Source organism: Rhodococcus sp. LB1, assembly GCF_001583455.1.
In the GTDB taxonomy this organism is placed as follows: Bacteria; Actinomycetota; Actinomycetes; order Mycobacteriales; family Mycobacteriaceae; genus Rhodococcus_F; species Rhodococcus_F opacus.
Window position 1 is genome coordinate 1 of record NZ_LTCZ01000092.1, and the last position, 17,944, is coordinate 17,944.

Genomic DNA, 17,944 nt, shown 5'->3' on the forward strand with positions numbered 1-17,944 from the left:
GGAGTTTTCAGATGCACTCTTAGAAGGGGAGGAACTCCCCCTCCGTCTGGTTCCCCCGTTTTTCTCTTCCCTCCATATATGGGTCTGACTTGCAGGGTTTGTCAGGGGAGCGTGACAGATGTCACTTGGTCGAGGTGGCTCTCTCTTTGCTCCCTCACCCTTATATGGGTGTAACTTGCCGGGTTCTGGTCCTCTATGTGGCAAATACCACTCATACCGTCTTTGCCCTCATCCGTACATGGGTGATACATCGTCGGGTCTGCAACAACGAGTGGCAGACGTCACTCGGAAGTCTCGTTGCTCTTCAGCTGTATATGCCCCTGATTTGTCAGGTTTTGATCCTCTTTGTGACTGATGTCACTTACCCGAGGAACTCTCTCCCCTTGTTCCCTCGGTTGTATATGGGTTCCACTCCGACCCTGGAGGTCGGGCTCCAGCCACAAACGTGACGGAGTTCACTCGGCGGGAGAGCTCCACCTCTTTGCTCCCCAACCTTTATATGCCTTCCACTCGGAGCCCAGAGGTCGGGTTTTACCCCTCAATGTGACGGAGGCCACTCATGGGCCCGTCTTTCTCCTCACTTGTATATGACTGCGATCGGCAGGAAACTGTCCCTGGGTGTGGCGCAGTCCACAGCCGAGGTACTCTCTCTCAGCTGTATATGCCTGTCGTCCGGGCAGGTAGCCGACAGTGTGTGACGTAGTCCACTGCATGCAGAGACGGCCATCCCAGGGTCCTCATATGTAAATAGGCGCGATTCGGAACACAGCCGATCAATCGTGAGCGAGATCACCGGAACGGGTCGTCTTGAGCCGAGATCAAGTACGCGTACGTGGGACACTCTGGATCCATGACGCCACTATGGGTTCCCCTGGTAGTCGCTGCGATCGGCTTAATCACCACGGTGACGGGCGTCGTGGTGACTCAGATCCTCGCCAACCGTCGGGAGCGAGCCTCCTGGAACCGGGATCTACAGCGGGAGCAGGTGCGCTGGACTCGAGAAGATCAACGGCTGACGTTCGAGCAACGTCGGACGGCCTACGTCGAGTTCTACGAGTCGCTTCGGAGAATGATTCATGGGCCTACAATCACGGCCTCGGTCTCAGCGACGAAGGCCCCGAGCTTCCCGAAGGCTGGCAGACCGAAGCAGCCGACGCGTGTCGACGCCTGGAGGTTTACGCGTCACCTGAGGTCTCGGGTGCGGCTATAGAGGCCTATGGCGCCACATGGCGATGGGGCCATGCCACGCGGCACGGCGAGGATGATGAGACGTTCTATGACAACCAGGACGTAGCCGACGAGGCGCAAATCAAACTCCTGCACGCGATCCGGGCCGACCTCCACGTAACCGGAACACTGGACAGGTATTTCTGATAGCAGCAATGCCGAGGTCTTTGGGCCCGGTCACTTCCCTGGATCGTCCAGCGGGATCTCGACCCGCTCGCCCGACTTCGAGACGACTACCGCCCTGCCGTCGTGGATCTCGATACCAGCGATGCCGTGTTCGGTCAGCTTGGCGAACGTCTCGGTCATCGTCTCGACCGATCCGACTGTCTTGACCTGAGCGGCCATCTTCTCCAGCTCGGCCATCTCCAGATGAACCGACAGCTCATCGCGCTTGTCGAACGCCACCCTGACGCCCATCGTACGGAGGTAGACGTTCTGTTGGGTGAGGCCCAACAACTCCCACCAGTCGCGGAACGTCTCGCCGGTCGGCTGCCAGGTCCAGCCAGCGGGCCTGGTCGTGGCCGCTGTGAGTTCCTCTCGGCGCTTGTCGAGTGCCTCGATGTTCGCATCGAGTGCCGCCCGCTGCGGCGTACCCGCCCTGTACGGTCCTCGACCTAGCTGGCTGACGAGGTCGGCCAGGGTGTCATCCAGGTCGGCTAGCTCGGCTGCGTTGTCGTCGCCCGCATCCCAAACCCGTTGCAGTCGTTCAGAATCACCCATCAGACCCAGAACCGCAGACTCGACCATCTCGTCGAGTTCTTCCATCACAACCGAGCCGTTGCCACATGTCGCCTTGTATTGAGCCGACGAGCACCGATACCGGGGTCGACGGCCTTGACCGCCCTTCAGCCGGTAACACGGTCGCCCGCAGACTCCGCAGTAAATGACCCGCAGCAGCAGCGCGTTCGACCGCACAGTCGGCTCCTTGCGGTTCTCACGGCCTGCCAGCTCCACCCCGAGCTGGTCGAACACATGCTTGGTCAGGATCGGTTCGGCTCGCTGCACAGGCGAGCCGTCAGGGCCTCGTAGAACGTCCTCGGCCTCGTACATCTTGCGTCCGCGTGCATCGAGCTGGACCTTTCCGTTCGCGTCTCGCTTGGGCTCCCGCACGGTGGCGTACCCGAGCATCGTCGGCGATGTCATCGACCGCTTTAGCGCGGATGAGTTCCATTCGTGCCCCTTGGGCTCTCGGCCCTGGTGAGCGTTCATGCGGTCCTTGGCGGTCGGCACCTTGCGCTCGTTCAAGTCGTGGGCGATTGCCCGTAGCGGCTCACCAGCCAGGACACGCTCGGCAACCTCGTGGATCACCGGGACGGCTTCGGGATCCGGGAACAACCGCCAACTACCGTCGTCGATCTGACGAGGCAGATACCCCCACGGGAGCTGAGCGCCTCCCGTCCACTTCCCGAGCTGGCGGTTGTGGTGGTACGCGGATGCGATCCGAGAACTGATGGCCTCCAACTCCAGCTCGGCCACCTTCGCCACCAGCAAGGCGATGATGTCCCCGAACGGTGACGTGAGGTCCAGGAACGACTCTGTGGCGCTCACCAGCGACACCGAGTGATTCTGTCCCCAACGGATCAAGTCGGCGAGATCGAGCAACCGCCGAACGATGCGGTCCATCCGGTACACGACGATGACGTCGACCTCGTGAAACCGATTCTCGAGCCAGTCCCCGAGCTGCGGACGCTCGAACGGAGTCGTGAGGCCAGCGGATACGTCCAAGTCCTGGGCGATGCCGACGACCTCGTATCCGCGCTGTTCACACAGCTTGCGGCACTCCTCGAGCTGGCGCTCGGGGGAGGTGGTCGCGTCGGTGACCCGCGACAATCGGACGACAATCAGAGCGCGTGTCGGCTTGTGGAGGCTGGACATGTGTGTAATCTACCAGTGCAGAGTACGCCATCGGCACCATCGCGGCCGCGGCCTTCGGCGCCGTGCTGTATTCGGTCGTCACCGGCGACAGCATCGTGACGGCGTTGACGAACATCATCGACAAAGCGCTGAACACCGCGGTGTGATGAGTTCTGTCGAGAACCTGCGCCGGTCGGAGGCCGGCGGCGTGACGGTCGAGGCTGCCATCGCAATCGCATCGATCGTGGCGGTGGTCGTGCTGTGTGTCGGCGCGATCACCGCGGCGACACTGCACGTCCGGTGCGTCGACTCGGCCCGCGAGGCAGCGCGGCTCGCTGCCCGTGGAGATCGCGAGTCGGCGATTTCCACGGCGGCGAGAGTGGCACCCGACGGCGCCGACGTGTCGGTCCGGACCGAGGGGGAGTTCGTCGTCGCGACCGTGCGGGCGCGCAGTCCACTCCTTCCGCTGGTGAACATCTCCGCGGAGGCGGTGGCGGCTCTCGAACCCACGGTGCCCGGGTGGAGCGGGGGAGGGCGGTGAGTTCGAGGGTCACCGACGATCGCGGTTCCGCGACCGTGACGGCGTGCTGTGCGCTCGCGGCGCTGGTAGTGGTCACGGCGCTGCTGGTGCATGTCGGCTCGGCGGTGTCGGTGCGGCACCGGGCGCAGTCCGCCGCAGATCTGGCCGCCCTCGCCGCGGCCGTCGGGCTGGACCGCGGCACCGACGCGGCGTGTGCCGCGGCCCGGGAGGTCGCGGGGCGAATGCGCACCGAAGTCGTGTCCTGTGAGGTCGACGGCTGGGACGTCGAGGTCGCGGTCACCGCACCGGTGCTTCTGTCCTCGCTGGGTGTCCGGGATGCCCGCGCCGTGGCGAGGGCAGGTCCCGCCGAGTGATGTCGAATCGAGGAGGCGGGCCGGTGACTCGCATCACGCCAGCGTGTGGGAGGTTTCGGCAATTATGACCAGATTCGGAATAATCACCCGCTCAGGAAGTATTGGACGGCATGGATCCTGTGATGCGAGTCTCACTGATGCGAGCTGGTTTTCATCCACACCACTCCCTTTGGCGAGAGAGGGCATTACATGACCACGGCACCACCGAAGCGGACCGAGGCCGAGACGAAGGCGCGGAGGGCGGGCATCGCCTCGTTCATCGGCACCACGATCGAGTGGTACGACTTCTACATCTACGGCACCGCGTCGGCGCTGGTCTTCGGTCAGGTGTTCTTCTCCGACACCCTGCCGGCGGGCATGGGCACTTTGCTCGCGTTCGTCACCCTGTGGGCCGGGTTCCTCGCCCGCCCGATCGGCGGCATCGTCTTCGGCCATCTCGGCGACAAGATCGGTCGAAAGAACACCCTGGTCATCACACTCATGATGATGGGCACCGCCACCGTCGGAATCGGACTCCTGCCCTCCTACGCGCAGATCGGGATATGGGCGCCCGCCGCGCTGGTGTTCCTCCGGGTCGTTCAGGGTGTGGCAGTGGGCGGTGAATGGGGCGGGGCGGTCCTGATAGCCAGTGAGAACGCACCCAAGGGGAAGGGGATTCTGTACTCGGCGTTCGCCCAGCAGGGGTCGCCCGCCGGAAACCTCCTGGCGACGATGGCGTTCTTCCTGCTCTCCGCCATGCCCACCCCGGCGTTCGTGCTCTACGGCTGGCGCATCCCGTTCCTGATCTCCGCGGCCCTGGTGATCGTCGGCATGATCATCCGTCTCAAACTCGAAGAGTCGGACGCGATGAAGACCGTGCTGAAGCGCAAGAAGACCGTCGCACTGCCGATCGGTGAGGTGCTGCGCAAGCATTGGGTCCTCGTCCTCCTCGGTGCGGGCGCGCTGCCCCTGGCCCAGGTGACGTACTTCAAGAACACCTTCGCGTTGTCCTGGGCCACCAGCGAACTCGGCTACGACCGGGGCGCGTTCCTCGGCGCCATCGCCATCGCCCTCGTGGTCCAGTTCATCGTGCAGCCGTTCGGCGCCGTCCTGGTGTCGCGGATCGACATGCGGAAAGCCATGTGCATCATGGTGATTCCCGAGTTCGTCCTGATGCCGGCAATGTTCTTCGCGATCCGGACCGAGGACTTCGCCATTGCCGTGGTCGCGATGTGCCTCGCGACCATTCCGCACTCGATGTTCTACGGCGCCATCGCCGGAGTGCTCGCGCGTGCCTTCCCCGCCAACATTCGCTACACCGGTCTTTCCGCGGCCTACCAGCTGTGTTCGCTGATCGTCGGCGGCGGCACCCCGGTGCTGGCGCAGTGGATGCTCAACACGTCCGGGAACATCGTCGGTGTTGCATTCGTGTCGGCCGGTTATGCCGCCGTCTCCCTGGTCTGCACTCTGTTGTTGCTGAACCGCACCGGATTCGACGCGCGCCGGTTGTCGACCGCGGAGCAATCCGACGCGGACGAACTGCAGCTCGACATCGATGAGGACGATGCGGTGGACACCGCTCCGAGTGCAGGACAGGCCCGTGCGACGGCCCGCAACTGACCGCGCAGGTCATTCCGGAGTGGGTAATGCCTCCTCGGACAGCCGGAGGACTTCCCGCAACGCGGCGTTGTCGTCGTCCGCTCGCCACGCGATCCGCAGTTGCAGGGTGCTGGGACCGCCGACCAGCGGGAGGAACACGACATCCGGGTTGTTCACGTTCTCGGCCACGGAGGAGACGGTCAACGCGCAGCCGACCTCCGCGGACACCAACGCCATCAGCGCCATCGAGTCCGGGGCGCTCTGCACGATCCGGGGCGTGAAACCGGCGTCGTGGGCCGCCCTCTGCAGGGAGTCACGCAGCGCCGATCCGGGATCGGCGGGCAGCGTCACCCAGGGCTCGGTTGCCAGTTCCTCGATGCGAACGCCGTCCCTGCCTGCGAGCGGGTGGTCGGTGGGCAGGGCCACCACGAAGTCCTCGTTGAGGATGACGCGGGACGCGATGCCCGGCGGGGTGAAGATCCACCGGACCAGACCGATATCGAGGGTTCCGTCGAGGAGCTTGTTCAGCGCTTCGCTGGCGAAAGCGGAACTGTCCAGAACGAATTCGATCCCCGGGTGGGTGTGCCGGACTAGTTTCGCCCACCGCCCGATGAGCAGGTGGGACGAGACTCCGGCGAAGCCGATACGCACCCGGCCGACCTGTCCGCGCCCGGCCGCGGCGACGGCGATCTCCGCGAGCCGGCACGCGTCCAGGATCTCGCGCGCCGGGCCGAGCAGTGCCTCACCGGCGGAGGTCAACCGGACGTTCCGCGTGTTTCTTTCGAAAAGAGTTGCTCCGAGCTGCTTTTCCAGTTGCCGAATCGTTCGGCTCAGCGGCGGCTGGGCCGAGTGCAGGCGCTGTGCGGCGCGGCCGAAGTGCAACTCCTCGGCGACCGCGAGAAAGGCAGTGATCTGAGAAATCTCCACGGGAGAACTATTGCAGTTCCGGCAACAGATTTGTCAACACTATTGAGTCAAACGGCGGTAATCCGGTGGGGAAGGTCCCGAGGCGACCTCCCGTCGTTCCGGAGAAGGGCATGGCGATGAGCAAAGTGGTCAGCATGGCGGAAGCCATAGGAACGTACGTCGAAGACGGCATGACCGTGTGCCTCGAGGGCTTCTCGCATCTCATCTCGTTCGCGGCTGCGCACGAGATCATCCGGCAGCAGCGGCAGAACCTCACGCTGTGCCGGATGACTCCCGACATCGTGTCGGATCAACTCGTGGCCGCCGGTTGTGTCACCAAACTCGTGGCCTCGTTCTTCGCGAGCGGCTCCGCCGGATCCCTGCACGAGTTGCGACGCCGTATCGAGCACCACGATCCGGTGGCCCTCGAGGTCGAGGAGTACAGCCACTACGGAATGGTCTGCCGCTATCAGGCGGGGGCCGCCCGCCTCCCGTTCTTTCCGCTGCGCTCCTACGCCGGAAGCGACCTTCCGCGGCTCAATCCCCGAATTCGACTCGTGGACGATCCCTACGGCGAGGGCACCGTGTACGTCGTGCCTCCGCTGAACCCGGACGTCACCATCGTTCACGCGCAGCGCGCCGACCGTCACGGCAACGTGCAGATCTGGGGTATCTCCGGGGTCCAGCAGGAAGCGGTGTACGCCGCGGGGAAGGCGATCGTGGTCGTCGAGGAGATCGTCGACGACGAGGTCGTCCGCTCCGACCCCAGCCGCACGCTGATCCCTTCCCACGCGGTCGATGCCGTCGTCGTCTGTCCGCGCGGGGCGCATCCTTCCTACGTCCAGGGCTACTACGACCGGGACTGCGCGTTCTACCGGCGCTGGACCGCGATCAGCAAGGACTCCGCACTCCTGCAGGCGTGGCTGAAGGAGTGGATCCACGGCACCGCGAATCACGACGAGTACCTGGACAAACTCGGCGGCGACTACTGGAACGACCTCGCCGTCGAGCCTCGATTCTCCGAACCAGTCGACTACGGGAGCCGGAAATGACCACAGCACCAGTCGGAGCGATCTCGGCGACCGAGGTCATCGTGTCCGTTGCGGCCCGCGAACTCGCCGGGAAGGGGCGCGTCTTCGCCGGCGTCGGACTCCCGACGCTCGCCGTCGATCTGGCCAAGCGGACCAGCAACCCGGACGTCGAACTGATCTATGAATCGGGAGTGTGCGGCGCCCACCCCGCCGCGATGGCCGAGGGCATCGCCGACTCGGTCGTCGTGTCGGGCGCGGAGTCGGTGGTGTCGATGTCGGCGTTGTTCGGTTACGTGCTGCAGGGCGGCAACGTCGACGTCGGATTTCTCGGCGCGGCCCAGATCGACCGCTACGGGAGCCTCAACACCAGCATCATCGGAGACTGGGACAAGCCGACGGTCCGGTTGCCCGGTGCCGGTGGCGCCGTGGAGATCATGCCCAACGCCGGCGAGATCTTCGTGGTGATGCGGCGACACGACCCGAGCGCCTTCCCCGCGGAACTCGACTTCTGCACGTCGCCGAGTCCCGTCCGGGCCCGGGCGGCAGGTGACGGGATCATGCCTCGCGGCCGAGGGGTGACGAAGGTGTTCACGAACCTCGGGGTGCTGTCGCGGCAGGGTCCGTTCGACGAACTCGAGCTGGTCAGCGTGCACGAGGGGGTCACCGTCGACGACGTGCGAGCGCAGACCGGCTGGGAACTGAAGGTCGCGGACGATCTCACGGTCACCGCCCCGCCGACCGGCGAGGAGATTCACCTGCTCCGCGATGTGATCGACAAGGTTCGGCTGTATCTGCGCTGATCGGGGGACCGTCAGCCGAGCGAGGCCAGTACCGCCGTGAGGACCCGGATCGCGCCGTCCTTGTCGAGGGGATCGTTGCCGTTTCCGCACTTCGGCGAGTACACGCAGGACGGGCACCCCGAGGTGCATTCGCACGATTCGATCGCCTCGCGGGTCGCGTCGAGCCAGCGGGTGAGTTCGGCGTGACCTCGGTCGGCGAATCCTGCGCCGCCTGCGTGACCGTCGTAGACGAACACGGTGGGAAGTCCGGTGTCGGCGTGCAACGCGGTCGACACGCCGCCGATGTCGCCTCGATCGCACACCGCGACGAGAGGCAGGAGCCCGATCGCGGCATGTTCGGCGGCGTGGAGCGAACCGGGCACGCGCTCGGCCGGAACGCCAGCCTGCAGCAGAAGTTCCGGGGTGATCGTGTACATCACCGCGCGGGTGGGGAGGGTCTGCCTCGGCATGTCCAGTTCGACCGCGTCGAGAACCTCGCCCGAAGACAGTCGTCGGAGGTATCCGATCACCTGATGGGTCACCTCGACCTCGACGAGCGCGACCTCGACGTCGCCGAACTGCTTCTGCTCGAGAACCGAGGTGACCGTGATCTCGGTGGTCTCGCGGGCCGAGGTCGTCCAGTCGGGGTCCTCGGCGTGCACGAGGGCGAGTCCCTGGTCGAGATCGAGTTCGTCGACGACGTACGACTCACCCTGATGGATGTGGACGGCGCCGGGATGCGCCGTGGCGGGAGCGCGGCCGGTGTCGACGGTTCCGAGCATGCGTCCGGATTCCGACACGACAATTGCCACCTGGGTTCCGATTCCACCCCGGATATCCACTGCGCCATGAGGATTTGTGCCGGCGGTGACGAACCAGCCGTGGGCCCGCCGGCGGATCAGGCCCTGCTCCGCCAGCTTCGCGAGAACGTCGATTGCCCCGAACGCCTCGGCCTCGGCGTCGGACAGTGGTAGTTCCATTGCCGCGCAGAGCAACTGCGGGCCGAGGACGTAGGGATTGCTCGGGTCCGTGACGGTCGCCTCGACGGGCTTGTCGAGCAGCGCGGACGGGTGGTGGACGAGGTAGGTGTCGAGGGGATCGTCACGCGCGACCAGGACTACGAGCGAACCTTCGCCGCGTCGGCCGGACCGGCCTCCCTGTTGCCAGAACGACGCCACCGTGCCGGGGAACCCGGCGACCACGACGGCGTCGAGGCCGGCGATGTCGACGCCGAGTTCCAGCGCATTCGTCGTCGCCGCCCCCAGAAGCGTGCCGTCGGCGAGCGCGGCCTCGAGCTCACGCCGGTCCTCGGCGAGGTACCCGGCTCGATACGACGCCACTCGCGCCGAGAGTTCGGGATCGATCTCCCCGAGTAGGCGTTTGGTCGCCATCGCGGTCAGCTCCGCGCCCCGGCGGGAGCGCACGAAGGTGAGCGTGCGGGCCCCTTCGACCATCAGGTCGGCCATGATGCGCGCGGCCTCCGAACCGGCGGGCCGTCGAACGGGGCTTCCGTTCTCTCCGGTGACCTCCCGCATGAGCGGGGGCTCCCACAGCGCGACCGTCCGGGGGCCGTGTGGTGAACCGTCTTCCACGACCTCGGCGCAGGGCGCTCCGATCAGCCGCGACGCCGCCGCCCCGGGATCCGCCGTGGTAGCGGACGCGAGGACGAATACGGGTTCGGCGCCGTACCGTGCCGCGATGCGCCGGAGCCGCCGCAGCACGAGCGCGACATTCGAGCCGAAGACGCCACGGTAGGAGTGGCATTCGTCGATCACCACGTAGGCCAGCTTGCGGAAGAAGTGCGCCCATCGCTGATGGGTCCGGAGGAGGGAGATGTGCAGCATGTCGGGGTTCGTGAAGAGCCACCGCGAGTTCTCCCTTGCCCAGTGCCGCACCTCGAGTGGCGTGTCGCCGTCGAACACGCACGGGCACACACCCCGGAGGTCGTCCCCGGCGTCCAGCACTTCCGAGTCGATGAGCGAGGTCACGGCCCGTAGCTGGTCTGCGCCCAGCGCCTTGGTCGGAGAGAGATAGAGGGCGGTCGCCCGCGGATCCGTTGCCAGAGTGGTGAGTACCGGAAGCTGGTAGGCCAGCGACTTGCCCGAGGCGGTGCCGGTCGACACCACGACGTTCGTCCCGTGACGGGCCAGGTCGGCGGCGGCGGCCTGGTGGGTCCAGGGACGGGGGATCCCGTTCTCCTGCATGGCCCGGACGACGCTCGGGTGCGCCCACGTGGGCCATTCCGACAGTCGAGAAGTCCGGGCCGGCATTTCCGCGGCAAAAGTGAGCGGGTTTTCGTCTCGGGGAACTCCCTCGAGGACTCGGTTGAGCAGCGTTCGGCCGTATGTTTCGCCCGTATTTCCACTGTCGTCACGTGGTGAAAACGGTGTGCTCACTGATGTCTCCGGGCTGTCGTAGGGGACGGGCGAGTAGCTTCCACACCGCCACGACCTGCGCATTTGATGATAACGAGTGCCTCTCCGGGGCTGTCGCCCGGGGTGTCGCGACCCCCTCGTGAATCCGCTGTTTCGTGCCTGTTCGCTACAAGATCAACTTTTTGTGTGAATTGTTCGGATTTCGACTGTTGCGTTCGCGGAGTTCATGGTTGACTACAACTGGTCGCAGCTTCTGTGTTCGTAGGCTTGAAAGAGTGAACGTTCGCAGGATCGATGTTGCGAACGCGGTGCTCTGCTTTTCCTGAGGGGGAAATCTAGAAGTACAGCGGTCGGAACCGGCCCGGCGGACTGTATGTGCTGTCCGCCGAATCCGGTGTTAGAAAGAGAAGGAAAAGCATGGCACAGGGCACTGTGAAGTGGTTCAACGCGGAAAAGGGCTTCGGCTTCATCGCACCCGAAGACGGCTCCGCTGACGTCTTCGTTCACTACTCCGAGATCCAGGGCAGCGGCTTCCGCACCCTCGAGGAGAACCAGCGCGTGGAGTTCGAGGTCGGCCAGGGCACCAAGGGCCCCCAGGCTACCGGCGTTCGCGCAGTCTGATTCTGCCGTTCACATTCGTGAACACGTAAATCAGATAGGCGGGGTCCTCGTGGCCGCGTCTGATTCGTCCCCCATCGCCTGAGGCGGTGGGGGACGAGTCGTTTTCACGGCAACGGTGCCGTGGCATAAGGGGGTACTTCAGTGAGCCAGCTCTCCTTCTTCTCCGCGGAGGCGATGCCGCCGGCAGTCACCGATCTGTGCGGTCTTCTCGCTGCGACGGGTCAGGTGGTCACATCGGCCGGGCGTGCGCGCATCTCGATCGTGGTCGACGCGCAGTGGCGGGCGGAGGCGATTGCGGAGTTGATCGCCCAGGCCGGACTCGAGGTCGAGATCACGCGCAGCGACGAGGGCAGCCCGCTGGTCCGCACCGCATCGGTCGTCGATTTGCGGCCTCTCGCGGACCAGTGGACGAGGGGAGCGGTCAAGGCGGTGCCCTCCGGCTGGGTGCCGTCGGGGCGTCAGCTGAGAGTGTGGGCTCTCGCGTCCGGCAGGAGCGAAGCGGAGGGGGAGCGGTTCGTCCTCGGACTCGATCCGCACGCCCCGGATACCCACGCGCCGTTGGCTCAGGCATTGATGAGAGCGGGCATCGCGCCGACGCTGATCGGTACCCGTGGCTCCGGTCCGGGGCTCCGAATCTCGGGTCGGCGTAGGCTCGGCAGACTCGTCGAGAGCATCGGTGAGGCGCCCGGAAATTTGGACGACCGTACCGGTTGGCCCCACGTGTAGAGCCGCGTAGACGGTACTGATCTGCGAGGATGGGTTCCGGGTATGTCACTCTAGTAATAGACGAACCGGGTATAAAAGGGTTTGTCTGCACAACTGTCGAGTGGCAGCGATCGACTTCAGGAAGGCTCGGGCTACAGGTGGCTAAAGGGGACAACGGCAGTGCACAGGGTGCGGCGGGAGCGTCCGGCCAGCCTCGCCGCCTCGTGATCGTCGAGTCGCCGACCAAGGCCCGCAAGATCGCCCCGTACCTCGGAAAGAACTATGTCGTCGAGGCGTCGGTCGGCCACATTCGCGACCTTCCGCGCGGAGCCGCAGACGTCCCGGCCAAGTACAAGGGTGAGTCGTGGGCGCGGCTCGGCGTCAACGTCGACCATGATTTCGAACCGCTCTACGTGGTCAGTCCGGAGAAGAAGTCCAAGGTCACGGAGCTGAAAAGCCTGCTCAAGGACGCCGACGAACTCTTCCTCGCCACCGACCCCGACCGTGAGGGCGAAGCGATCGCCTGGCACCTCCTCGAGACGCTCAAGCCGAAGATCCCGGTTCGCCGGATGGTCTTCCACGAGATCACCGAGCCGGCTATCCGCGCCGCGGCCGAGGACACCCGCGAACTCGACAACGACCTGGTCGACGCGCAGGAGACTCGCCGCATCCTCGACCGTCTGTACGGCTACGAGGTCAGCCCCGTGCTGTGGAAGAAGGTCATGCCGAGGCTGTCGGCTGGCCGCGTGCAGTCCGTCGCCACCCGCGTCATCGTGCAGCGCGAACGCGAGCGGATGGCCTTCCGCTCGGCGTCCTACTGGGACATCTCCGCCACCCTCGATGCCGGCGCCGAGGCCAGCCCCCGCAGTTTCGGGGCGCGTCTGGTGAGCGTCGACGGCTCCCGGGTGGCCACCGGCCGCGACTTCGGCGCGGACGGCCAGCTGAAGACGAGCACCGTCACGGTTCTGGACGAGGCGCGGGCGCAGCGTCTGGCCGAGTCCCTCGCCGGTGTCGATCTGACAGTCTCCTCCGCGGAGAGCAAGCCGTACACCCGCAAGCCGTACGCGCCGTTCATGACGTCGACGCTGCAGCAGGAGGCGGGCCGCAAGCTCCGGTTCACGTCCGAGCGGACAATGCGCATCGCGCAGCGGCTGTACGAGAACGGCTACATCACCTACATGCGTACCGACTCGACGACGCTGTCGTCGTCGGCGATCGCTGCCGCCCGCGCGCAGGCCACCGAGTTGTACGGCGCCGAGTACGTGCACGACACACCGCGCCAGTACACGCGCAAGGTCAAGAACGCGCAGGAGGCGCACGAGGCCATCCGCCCGGCCGGCGACGTGTTCCAGACCCCTGGTCAGCTGCACTCCCGCCTCGACACCGACGAGTTCCGTCTGTACGAGCTGATCTGGCAGCGGACCGTGGCGTCGCAGATGGCCGACGCGCGGGGCACGACGCTGACCCTGCGGATCACGGGAACCGCGGGCACCGGCGAGGAGTGCACCTTCTCCGCGTCGGGCCGCACCATCACGTTCGCCGGATTCCTGAAGGCCTACGTGGAGAGTGTCGACGAGGAGGCCGGCGGCCAGTCCGACGACGCCGAGTCGCGCCTGCCGGTGCTCGTCGAGGGCCAGGCGGTCACCGCCACCAAGCTCGATCCCGACGGCCACACCACCAACCCGCCCGCCCGTTACACCGAGGCGAGCCTGATCAAGACCCTCGAAGAGCTGGGCATCGGCCGCCCGTCCACCTATTCGTCGATCATCAAGACCATTCTCGATCGCGGATACGTCTACAAGCGCGGCAGCGCGCTGGTCCCGTCCTGGGTGGCGTTCGCGGTCATCGGCCTCCTCGAGATGCACTTCGGGCGGTTGGTCGACTTCGACTTCACCGCCGGGATGGAGGACGACCTCGACGCGATCGCCGGTGGCCGGGAACAGCGCGGCAACTGGCTGAGCAGTTTCTACTTCGGCGGCGATCACGGCGCCGAGGGGTCGGTTGCCCGTGAGGGCGGCCTGAAGAAGATGGTCGGCGTCAACCTCGAGGAGATCGACGCTCGCGAGGTCAACTCGATCAGGCTCTTCGACGACGCCGAGGGCCGGGAAGTGCACGTCCGCGTCGGACGGTTCGGTCCGTACCTCGAGCGTATGGTCCAGAACCCGGACGACCCCGACGGCGACCTCATCTCCCAGCGGGCCAACCTGCCCGACGACCTTCCCCCGGACGAGCTGACTCCGGAGTACGCGGAGAAGCTGTTCTCGACCCCGCAGGAGGGTCGCAAGCTGGGCGTCGACCCGCTGACCGGGCACGAGATCGTCGCGAAGGAGGGCCGCTTCGGCCCTTACGTCACCGAGATCCTTCCCGAGCCGGAACCGGAGCCCGAACCGGCAGTGGTGCCGGTGACCGACGAATCGGGCGACGGGACGACCAAGACGAAGACGGCTGCCAAGAAGGCGCCGGCGAAGAAGGCGGCGAAGAAGGCCACCGGTCCGAAGCCGCGGACGGGTTCGCTGCTCAAGTCGATGGACCTGGCGACGGTGACTCTCGACGACGCCCTCAAGCTGCTGTCGCTGCCGCGCGTGGTGGGTGTCGATCCGGAGTCCAAGGAAGAAATCACCGCGCAGAACGGTCGCTACGGCCCGTATCTGAAGAAGGGGACGGATTCGCGGTCCCTCGCCACCGAGGACCAGATGTTCACGGTGACCCTCGACGAGGCTCTGAAGATCTACGCGGAGCCCAAGCGTCGCGGACGTCAGGCCGCCGCCACCCCGCCGCTGCGTGAGCTGGGTGTCGACTCGGTCAGCGAGAAGCCGATGGTGATCAAGGACGGCCGGTTCGGGCCGTACGTGACCGACGGTGAAACCAACGCCAGCCTCCGCAAGGGCGACGAGGTGGAGTCCATCACCGACGCTCGCGCTTCGGAACTGCTGGCGGATCGGCGTGCCCGCGGTCCCGTCAAGAAGAAGGCCGCCGCGAAGAAGGCGCCCGCCAAGAAGGCTGCAAAGAAGACCGCCGCCAAGAAGGCGCCGGCCAAGAAAGCGGCCTCGAAGAAGGCAGCGGACAAGAAGGCGTGAGCCGGTACCTCGGGCCGGTCGGGTTGTCGCACGTGCCGGTTAGGCTGGCGCGGTGACGGTATTCGACCGGTTGGTGGGCCAGGAGGACGTCGAGGCCGAGCTGACGGCCGCGGCGACTGCCGCCCGTCGTGGAGTCGGTGCGATGGGCTCCTCGATGACGCATTCATGGCTGTTCACGGGCCCACCGGGATCGGGTCGATCGGTGGCGGCGCAGTGTTTCGCCGCCGCACTCCAATGCACCAGCGACGGCGTTCCCGGCTGCGGCGTGTGCCACGCCTGCACCACCGCGATGGCCGGTACCCACGGTGACGTCCGGCAGGTCGTCCCCGAGGGCCTGAGCATCAGCGTCAAGGAAATGCGCGCCATCGTGCAGACGGCGGCCCGCCGGCCGAGCACCGGGCGCTGGCAGATCGTGGTCGTCGAGGACGCGGACCGGCTCACCGAGGGTGCGGCCAACGCTCTGCTGAAAGTGGTGGAGGAGCCGCCGGACCGCACCGTGTTCCTGTTGTGTGCGCCCTCCGTCGACCCGCAGGACATCTCCGTGACGCTGCGGTCGCGCTGCCGGCACGTCCATCTCGTGACCCCGTCGGCCGACTCCATCGCCAAGGTCCTGTGCGAGCGGGACGGCCTGGACCCCGCCGACGCGCAACTGGCGGCCTCGATCAGCGGCGGTCACGTCGGGCGAGCCCGGCGTCTGGCGACGGATCTGAACGCCAAGGTGCGTCGCAAGGACGCTCTGGATCTCGCTCTCGCGGCACTGCGGCCCGCCACCGCGTTCGCCGCGGCGGAGGAACTGGTGCGTTCCGCCGACGCGGAGGCGAAGGAGATGAGCGCGGCCAGGGACGAGCAGGAGACCGAGGAGTTGCGCACGGCTCTGGGGGCGGGCGGCACTGGTAAGGGAGCGGCCGGGGCCCTCCGAGGCTCGGCCGGCGTGCTGAAGGATCTCGAGAAGCGCCAGAAGTCCCGGGCCACTCGCACGGGCCGTGACGCACTCGACCGTGCACTGATCGATCTGGCCGGTCTCTACCGCGACGCGCTCGCCGTGGCATGGAAATCGAACGCGGCCGCGAACCACCCGGACATGGCGGATCGCGCGGCCGACCTCGCCTCGCGAACAACCCCGGAAGGCCTTCTGAAGTGCATCGAAGCCGTCCTCGAGTGCCGAGAGGCGATCACCGTCAACGTCAAGCCGCAGTGGGCTGTCGATGCCATGGTGGCCACTCTCGGCGACGCGTTCAGGGAGCCGTTTTCGCATACTCGGCGTTGAGGCGCTAGACTCGCCACCGCCGAAAGGCACCGCTGCCTTAGCTCAGTCGGTAGAGCATTTCACTCGTAATGAAAAGGTCGAGAGTTCGATTCTCTCAGGCAGCTCAGCGGTTCTCTGGCCCTTCCCGATCAGTCGGGAAGGGCCAGAGTCGTCTCCGGGTCCGGACACCTTCGCCGTGTCGGATATGTACAAGAAGTTCGGGATCGTTCACGCGATGCTGGGGCGACTCACTTCTCCGTCCCGGAAGGCACACCATGTCCGCTCGTCAGGCCGCCAGCACGTTCGACGTCAGTGATTTCAGCCCGCGGGACTGGTCTCCGTCCGTCGCCACCGGCGTCACCCCGGCCGACATCGACATGGTGAAGAACTTCTCCGGCGACATCGAGGGCCGGTCGGTCACCAGATTCGTCGGCGGTCTCACCGAGGATCAGAGTGCGGGCGCCTACGCGGCGTGGGAGAGCTTCGAAGGTTCGATCGACGGTGTCGCCGGCTCCTTCGCCTTCGTGCACATGCAGGTGCTGTCGGACAGCACAGTCGAGACGATGGCGCTGCACATCGTGCCGAGCAGCGGTACCGGAGGCTTGGCGGGACTTGCCGGTGCGGGTGGGATTCGCGTCGACGAGGACGGCACCCACCGCCTGTGGCTGGACTACTCGCTTCCCGCCTGACTGTCGGCACCGGAGACCGGAAGAATCGTGAACACTGGACACGTGGACACCCAGAGCGGAACTCCGACGACGCCGGCGGTCGGTCTGCGCGCACTCGGTGCGCCCGCCGCTGTGGCCGCCGGCGCCGTTGTCGCTGCCGCGATCCTCCACTTCCGGGATCCGCATGAGCCCGGTTCGTACGGCTTCTGTCCGGTCTACGCCCTGACCGGGTGGTGGTGCCCGGCCTGTGGTGGGTTGAGGGCGGTGCACGACCTCACCAACCTCGACATCGGCGCGGCTGTGGCCGGCAATGTTCTGATCGTCCCTTTCATCGCGGTGATGGTCTTCGCCTGGATCGGATGGGCACGTCGCCGTTGGCGAGGACGACGCGATCGCACGATCGTGTTCGGTCCGCGAGTGACAGTCGGTGTGCTCATTTTCCTTGCGGCGTTTACCGTCACCAGGAACACATCTTGGGGAAGCTGGCTCGCGCCGGTCTGACACCTGGTCGCCGCGGGCACGAAACAGAGAGTCGGTTCACAGATGGCAATGCAGGTCTTTTCGTTGATCGCGATCCTGGGCGCGCTGATCGTCCTCATTCCGACCGCGCTGCGAGTCTTCGGCAAGAGCGACAACGTGAAGGCGCCGGACGAGACCGAGGAGTGAGTTCGGTGCACTCTCGACAACCCACCGCCGCGCGGTCATGATTTCGATATGAGCGATTCGCTGAAGGACCGGGTGCGCGAGAAGCTGTTGCGCCAGCTGGCCGAGGACGGGGGGCACCCAGTCCAGGAGGCGGAGGGGGACGATCCACGATTGGTTTCCATCGACTCCGACCTCGCGGCTTTGGAGCAGGCCTCGGACGGTGATGTGGTGATCGAGGAGCTGGCTGCCAAGTACTGGGTACCCTGAATCGGCGGTTTCGCGGGCGTTGACCTGGCGATTTGGTGTTCTTGTTTCCCTTCGCGTAACTTATTCCAGGT

General features: G+C 65.9%; 16 protein-coding genes, 1 tRNA gene and 1 pseudogene. 15 read left to right on the top strand and 3 right to left on the bottom strand.

Annotated elements, in window-relative coordinates; all coding sequences use genetic code 11:
- Nucleotides 1–1,404 precede the first annotated feature (1,404 nt).
- A complete protein-coding gene (locus tag AZG88_RS15755; RefSeq protein WP_063886811.1) occupies nucleotides 1,405–3,102 on the bottom strand; it encodes a recombinase family protein in 1,698 nt (565 codons plus the stop codon).
- An 11-nt stretch (nucleotides 3,103–3,113) separates the two neighbouring features.
- Between AZG88_RS15755 and AZG88_RS49875 the strand changes: the two are divergent.
- The 4 genes and pseudogenes from AZG88_RS49875 to AZG88_RS15770 all read left to right on the top strand — a co-directional run.
- Nucleotides 3,114–3,248, top strand: a pseudogene (locus AZG88_RS49875) (DUF4244 domain-containing protein); the annotation flags it as partial.
- Nucleotides 3,248–3,622, top strand: coding sequence for a TadE family type IV pilus minor pilin (locus AZG88_RS15760; RefSeq protein ID WP_005248467.1), 375 nt, complete (start codon nucleotides 3,248–3,250; stop codon nucleotides 3,620–3,622). The pseudogene AZG88_RS49875 and the gene AZG88_RS15760, both read left to right, overlap by 1 nt.
- Nucleotides 3,619–3,975, top strand: a complete 357-nt coding sequence (locus AZG88_RS15765) for an Rv3654c family TadE-like protein (protein ID WP_061698198.1) — start codon at nucleotides 3,619–3,621, stop codon at nucleotides 3,973–3,975. The genes AZG88_RS15760 and AZG88_RS15765 overlap by 4 nt, the downstream gene beginning before the upstream one ends.
- 189 nt (nucleotides 3,976–4,164) lie before the next feature.
- Complete coding sequence (locus tag AZG88_RS15770; RefSeq protein WP_061698199.1) at nucleotides 4,165–5,574, top strand: MFS transporter; 1,410 nt, start codon at nucleotides 4,165–4,167, stop codon at nucleotides 5,572–5,574.
- A gap of 9 nt (nucleotides 5,575–5,583) precedes the next feature.
- Here AZG88_RS15770 and AZG88_RS15775 read toward each other — a convergent pair whose 3' ends face one another.
- On the bottom strand, nucleotides 5,584–6,480 hold the full coding sequence (locus AZG88_RS15775) for a LysR family transcriptional regulator (protein WP_005248464.1): 897 nt from the start codon (nucleotides 6,478–6,480) through the stop codon (nucleotides 5,584–5,586).
- Nucleotides 6,481–6,590: 110 nt separating this feature from the next.
- Here AZG88_RS15775 and AZG88_RS15780 point away from each other — a divergent pair, with 110 nt between their 5' ends.
- Nucleotides 6,591–7,511, top strand: coding sequence for a CoA transferase subunit A (locus AZG88_RS15780; RefSeq protein WP_005248463.1), 921 nt, complete (start codon nucleotides 6,591–6,593; stop codon nucleotides 7,509–7,511).
- Complete coding sequence (locus AZG88_RS15785) at nucleotides 7,508–8,290, top strand: 3-oxoadipate--succinyl-CoA transferase subunit B (RefSeq protein WP_005248462.1); 783 nt, start codon at nucleotides 7,508–7,510, stop codon at nucleotides 8,288–8,290. Before AZG88_RS15780 ends, AZG88_RS15785 begins: the two co-directional genes overlap by 4 nt.
- Nucleotides 8,291–8,301: 11 nt before the next feature.
- Here the strand turns inward: AZG88_RS15785 and AZG88_RS15790 are convergent, their stop codons facing one another.
- Entirely contained in the window at nucleotides 8,302–10,665 is a 2,364-nt protein-coding gene (locus tag AZG88_RS15790; protein ID WP_061698200.1) for a DEAD/DEAH box helicase, read from the bottom strand.
- Nucleotides 10,666–11,061: 396 nt separating this feature from the next.
- On the opposite strand from AZG88_RS15790, the gene AZG88_RS15795 reads away from it, so the two are divergent.
- From AZG88_RS15795 to AZG88_RS15830, 9 genes are all read left to right on the top strand, one after another.
- Entirely contained in the window at nucleotides 11,062–11,265 is a 204-nt protein-coding gene (locus AZG88_RS15795; RefSeq protein WP_005248460.1) for a cold-shock protein, read from the top strand.
- Nucleotides 11,266–11,406: 141 nt separating this feature from the next.
- Nucleotides 11,407–11,991, top strand: a complete 585-nt coding sequence (locus AZG88_RS15800; protein ID WP_005248448.1) for a hypothetical protein — start codon at nucleotides 11,407–11,409, stop codon at nucleotides 11,989–11,991.
- Between the two features lie 137 nt (nucleotides 11,992–12,128).
- Entirely contained in the window at nucleotides 12,129–15,047 is a 2,919-nt protein-coding gene (gene topA / locus AZG88_RS15805) for a type I DNA topoisomerase (protein ID WP_061698201.1), read from the top strand.
- Between the two features lie 52 nt (nucleotides 15,048–15,099).
- Nucleotides 15,100–16,314: a DNA polymerase III subunit delta' gene (locus AZG88_RS15810; protein WP_061698202.1), complete on the top strand. Its 1,215-nt coding sequence runs from the start codon at nucleotides 15,100–15,102 to the stop codon at nucleotides 16,312–16,314.
- A 31-nt stretch (nucleotides 16,315–16,345) separates the two neighbouring features.
- Nucleotides 16,346–16,418 (top strand) — tRNA-Thr (locus AZG88_RS15815).
- A 150-nt stretch (nucleotides 16,419–16,568) separates the two neighbouring features.
- Nucleotides 16,569–16,982 carry a DUF3224 domain-containing protein gene (locus tag AZG88_RS15820; RefSeq protein ID WP_061041866.1) on the top strand — a complete coding sequence of 138 codons (414 nt, stop codon included), beginning with the start codon at nucleotides 16,569–16,571 and terminating at the stop codon, nucleotides 16,980–16,982.
- 42 nt (nucleotides 16,983–17,024) lie between these two features.
- Nucleotides 17,025–17,462, top strand: a complete 438-nt coding sequence (locus AZG88_RS15825; protein ID WP_061041867.1) for a DUF2752 domain-containing protein — start codon at nucleotides 17,025–17,027, stop codon at nucleotides 17,460–17,462.
- Nucleotides 17,463–17,504: 42 nt separating this feature from the next.
- Nucleotides 17,505–17,627 (top strand): hypothetical protein, encoded by a 123-nt coding sequence (locus AZG88_RS55005; protein ID WP_005248443.1) that lies wholly within the window; start codon nucleotides 17,505–17,507, stop codon nucleotides 17,625–17,627.
- Nucleotides 17,628–17,675: 48 nt separating this feature from the next.
- Complete coding sequence (locus AZG88_RS15830) at nucleotides 17,676–17,873, top strand: hypothetical protein (RefSeq protein WP_005248440.1); 198 nt, start codon at nucleotides 17,676–17,678, stop codon at nucleotides 17,871–17,873.
- Nucleotides 17,874–17,944 lie beyond the last annotated feature (71 nt).

What these genes read in the sequence shown, in the direction of transcription:
- AZG88_RS15755 (WP_063886811.1), bottom strand. Translation starts at nt 3,102, where the DNA reads ATGTCCAGCCTCCACAAGCCGACACGCGCTCTGATTGTCGTCCGATTG.
- AZG88_RS15760 (WP_005248467.1), top strand. Translation starts at nt 3,248, where the DNA reads ATGAGTTCTGTCGAGAACCTGCGCCGGTCGGAGGCCGGCGGCGTGACG.
- AZG88_RS15770 (WP_061698199.1), top strand. Translation starts at nt 4,165, where the DNA reads ATGACCACGGCACCACCGAAGCGGACCGAGGCCGAGACGAAGGCGCGG.
- AZG88_RS15780 (WP_005248463.1), top strand. Translation starts at nt 6,591, where the DNA reads ATGGCGATGAGCAAAGTGGTCAGCATGGCGGAAGCCATAGGAACGTAC.
- AZG88_RS15785 (WP_005248462.1), top strand. Translation starts at nt 7,508, where the DNA reads ATGACCACAGCACCAGTCGGAGCGATCTCGGCGACCGAGGTCATCGTG.
- AZG88_RS15795 (WP_005248460.1), top strand. Translation starts at nt 11,062, where the DNA reads ATGGCACAGGGCACTGTGAAGTGGTTCAACGCGGAAAAGGGCTTCGGC.
- AZG88_RS15820 (WP_061041866.1), top strand. Translation starts at nt 16,569, where the DNA reads ATGTCCGCTCGTCAGGCCGCCAGCACGTTCGACGTCAGTGATTTCAGC.
- AZG88_RS55005 (WP_005248443.1), top strand. Translation starts at nt 17,505, where the DNA reads ATGGCAATGCAGGTCTTTTCGTTGATCGCGATCCTGGGCGCGCTGATC.
- AZG88_RS15830 (WP_005248440.1), top strand. Translation starts at nt 17,676, where the DNA reads ATGAGCGATTCGCTGAAGGACCGGGTGCGCGAGAAGCTGTTGCGCCAG.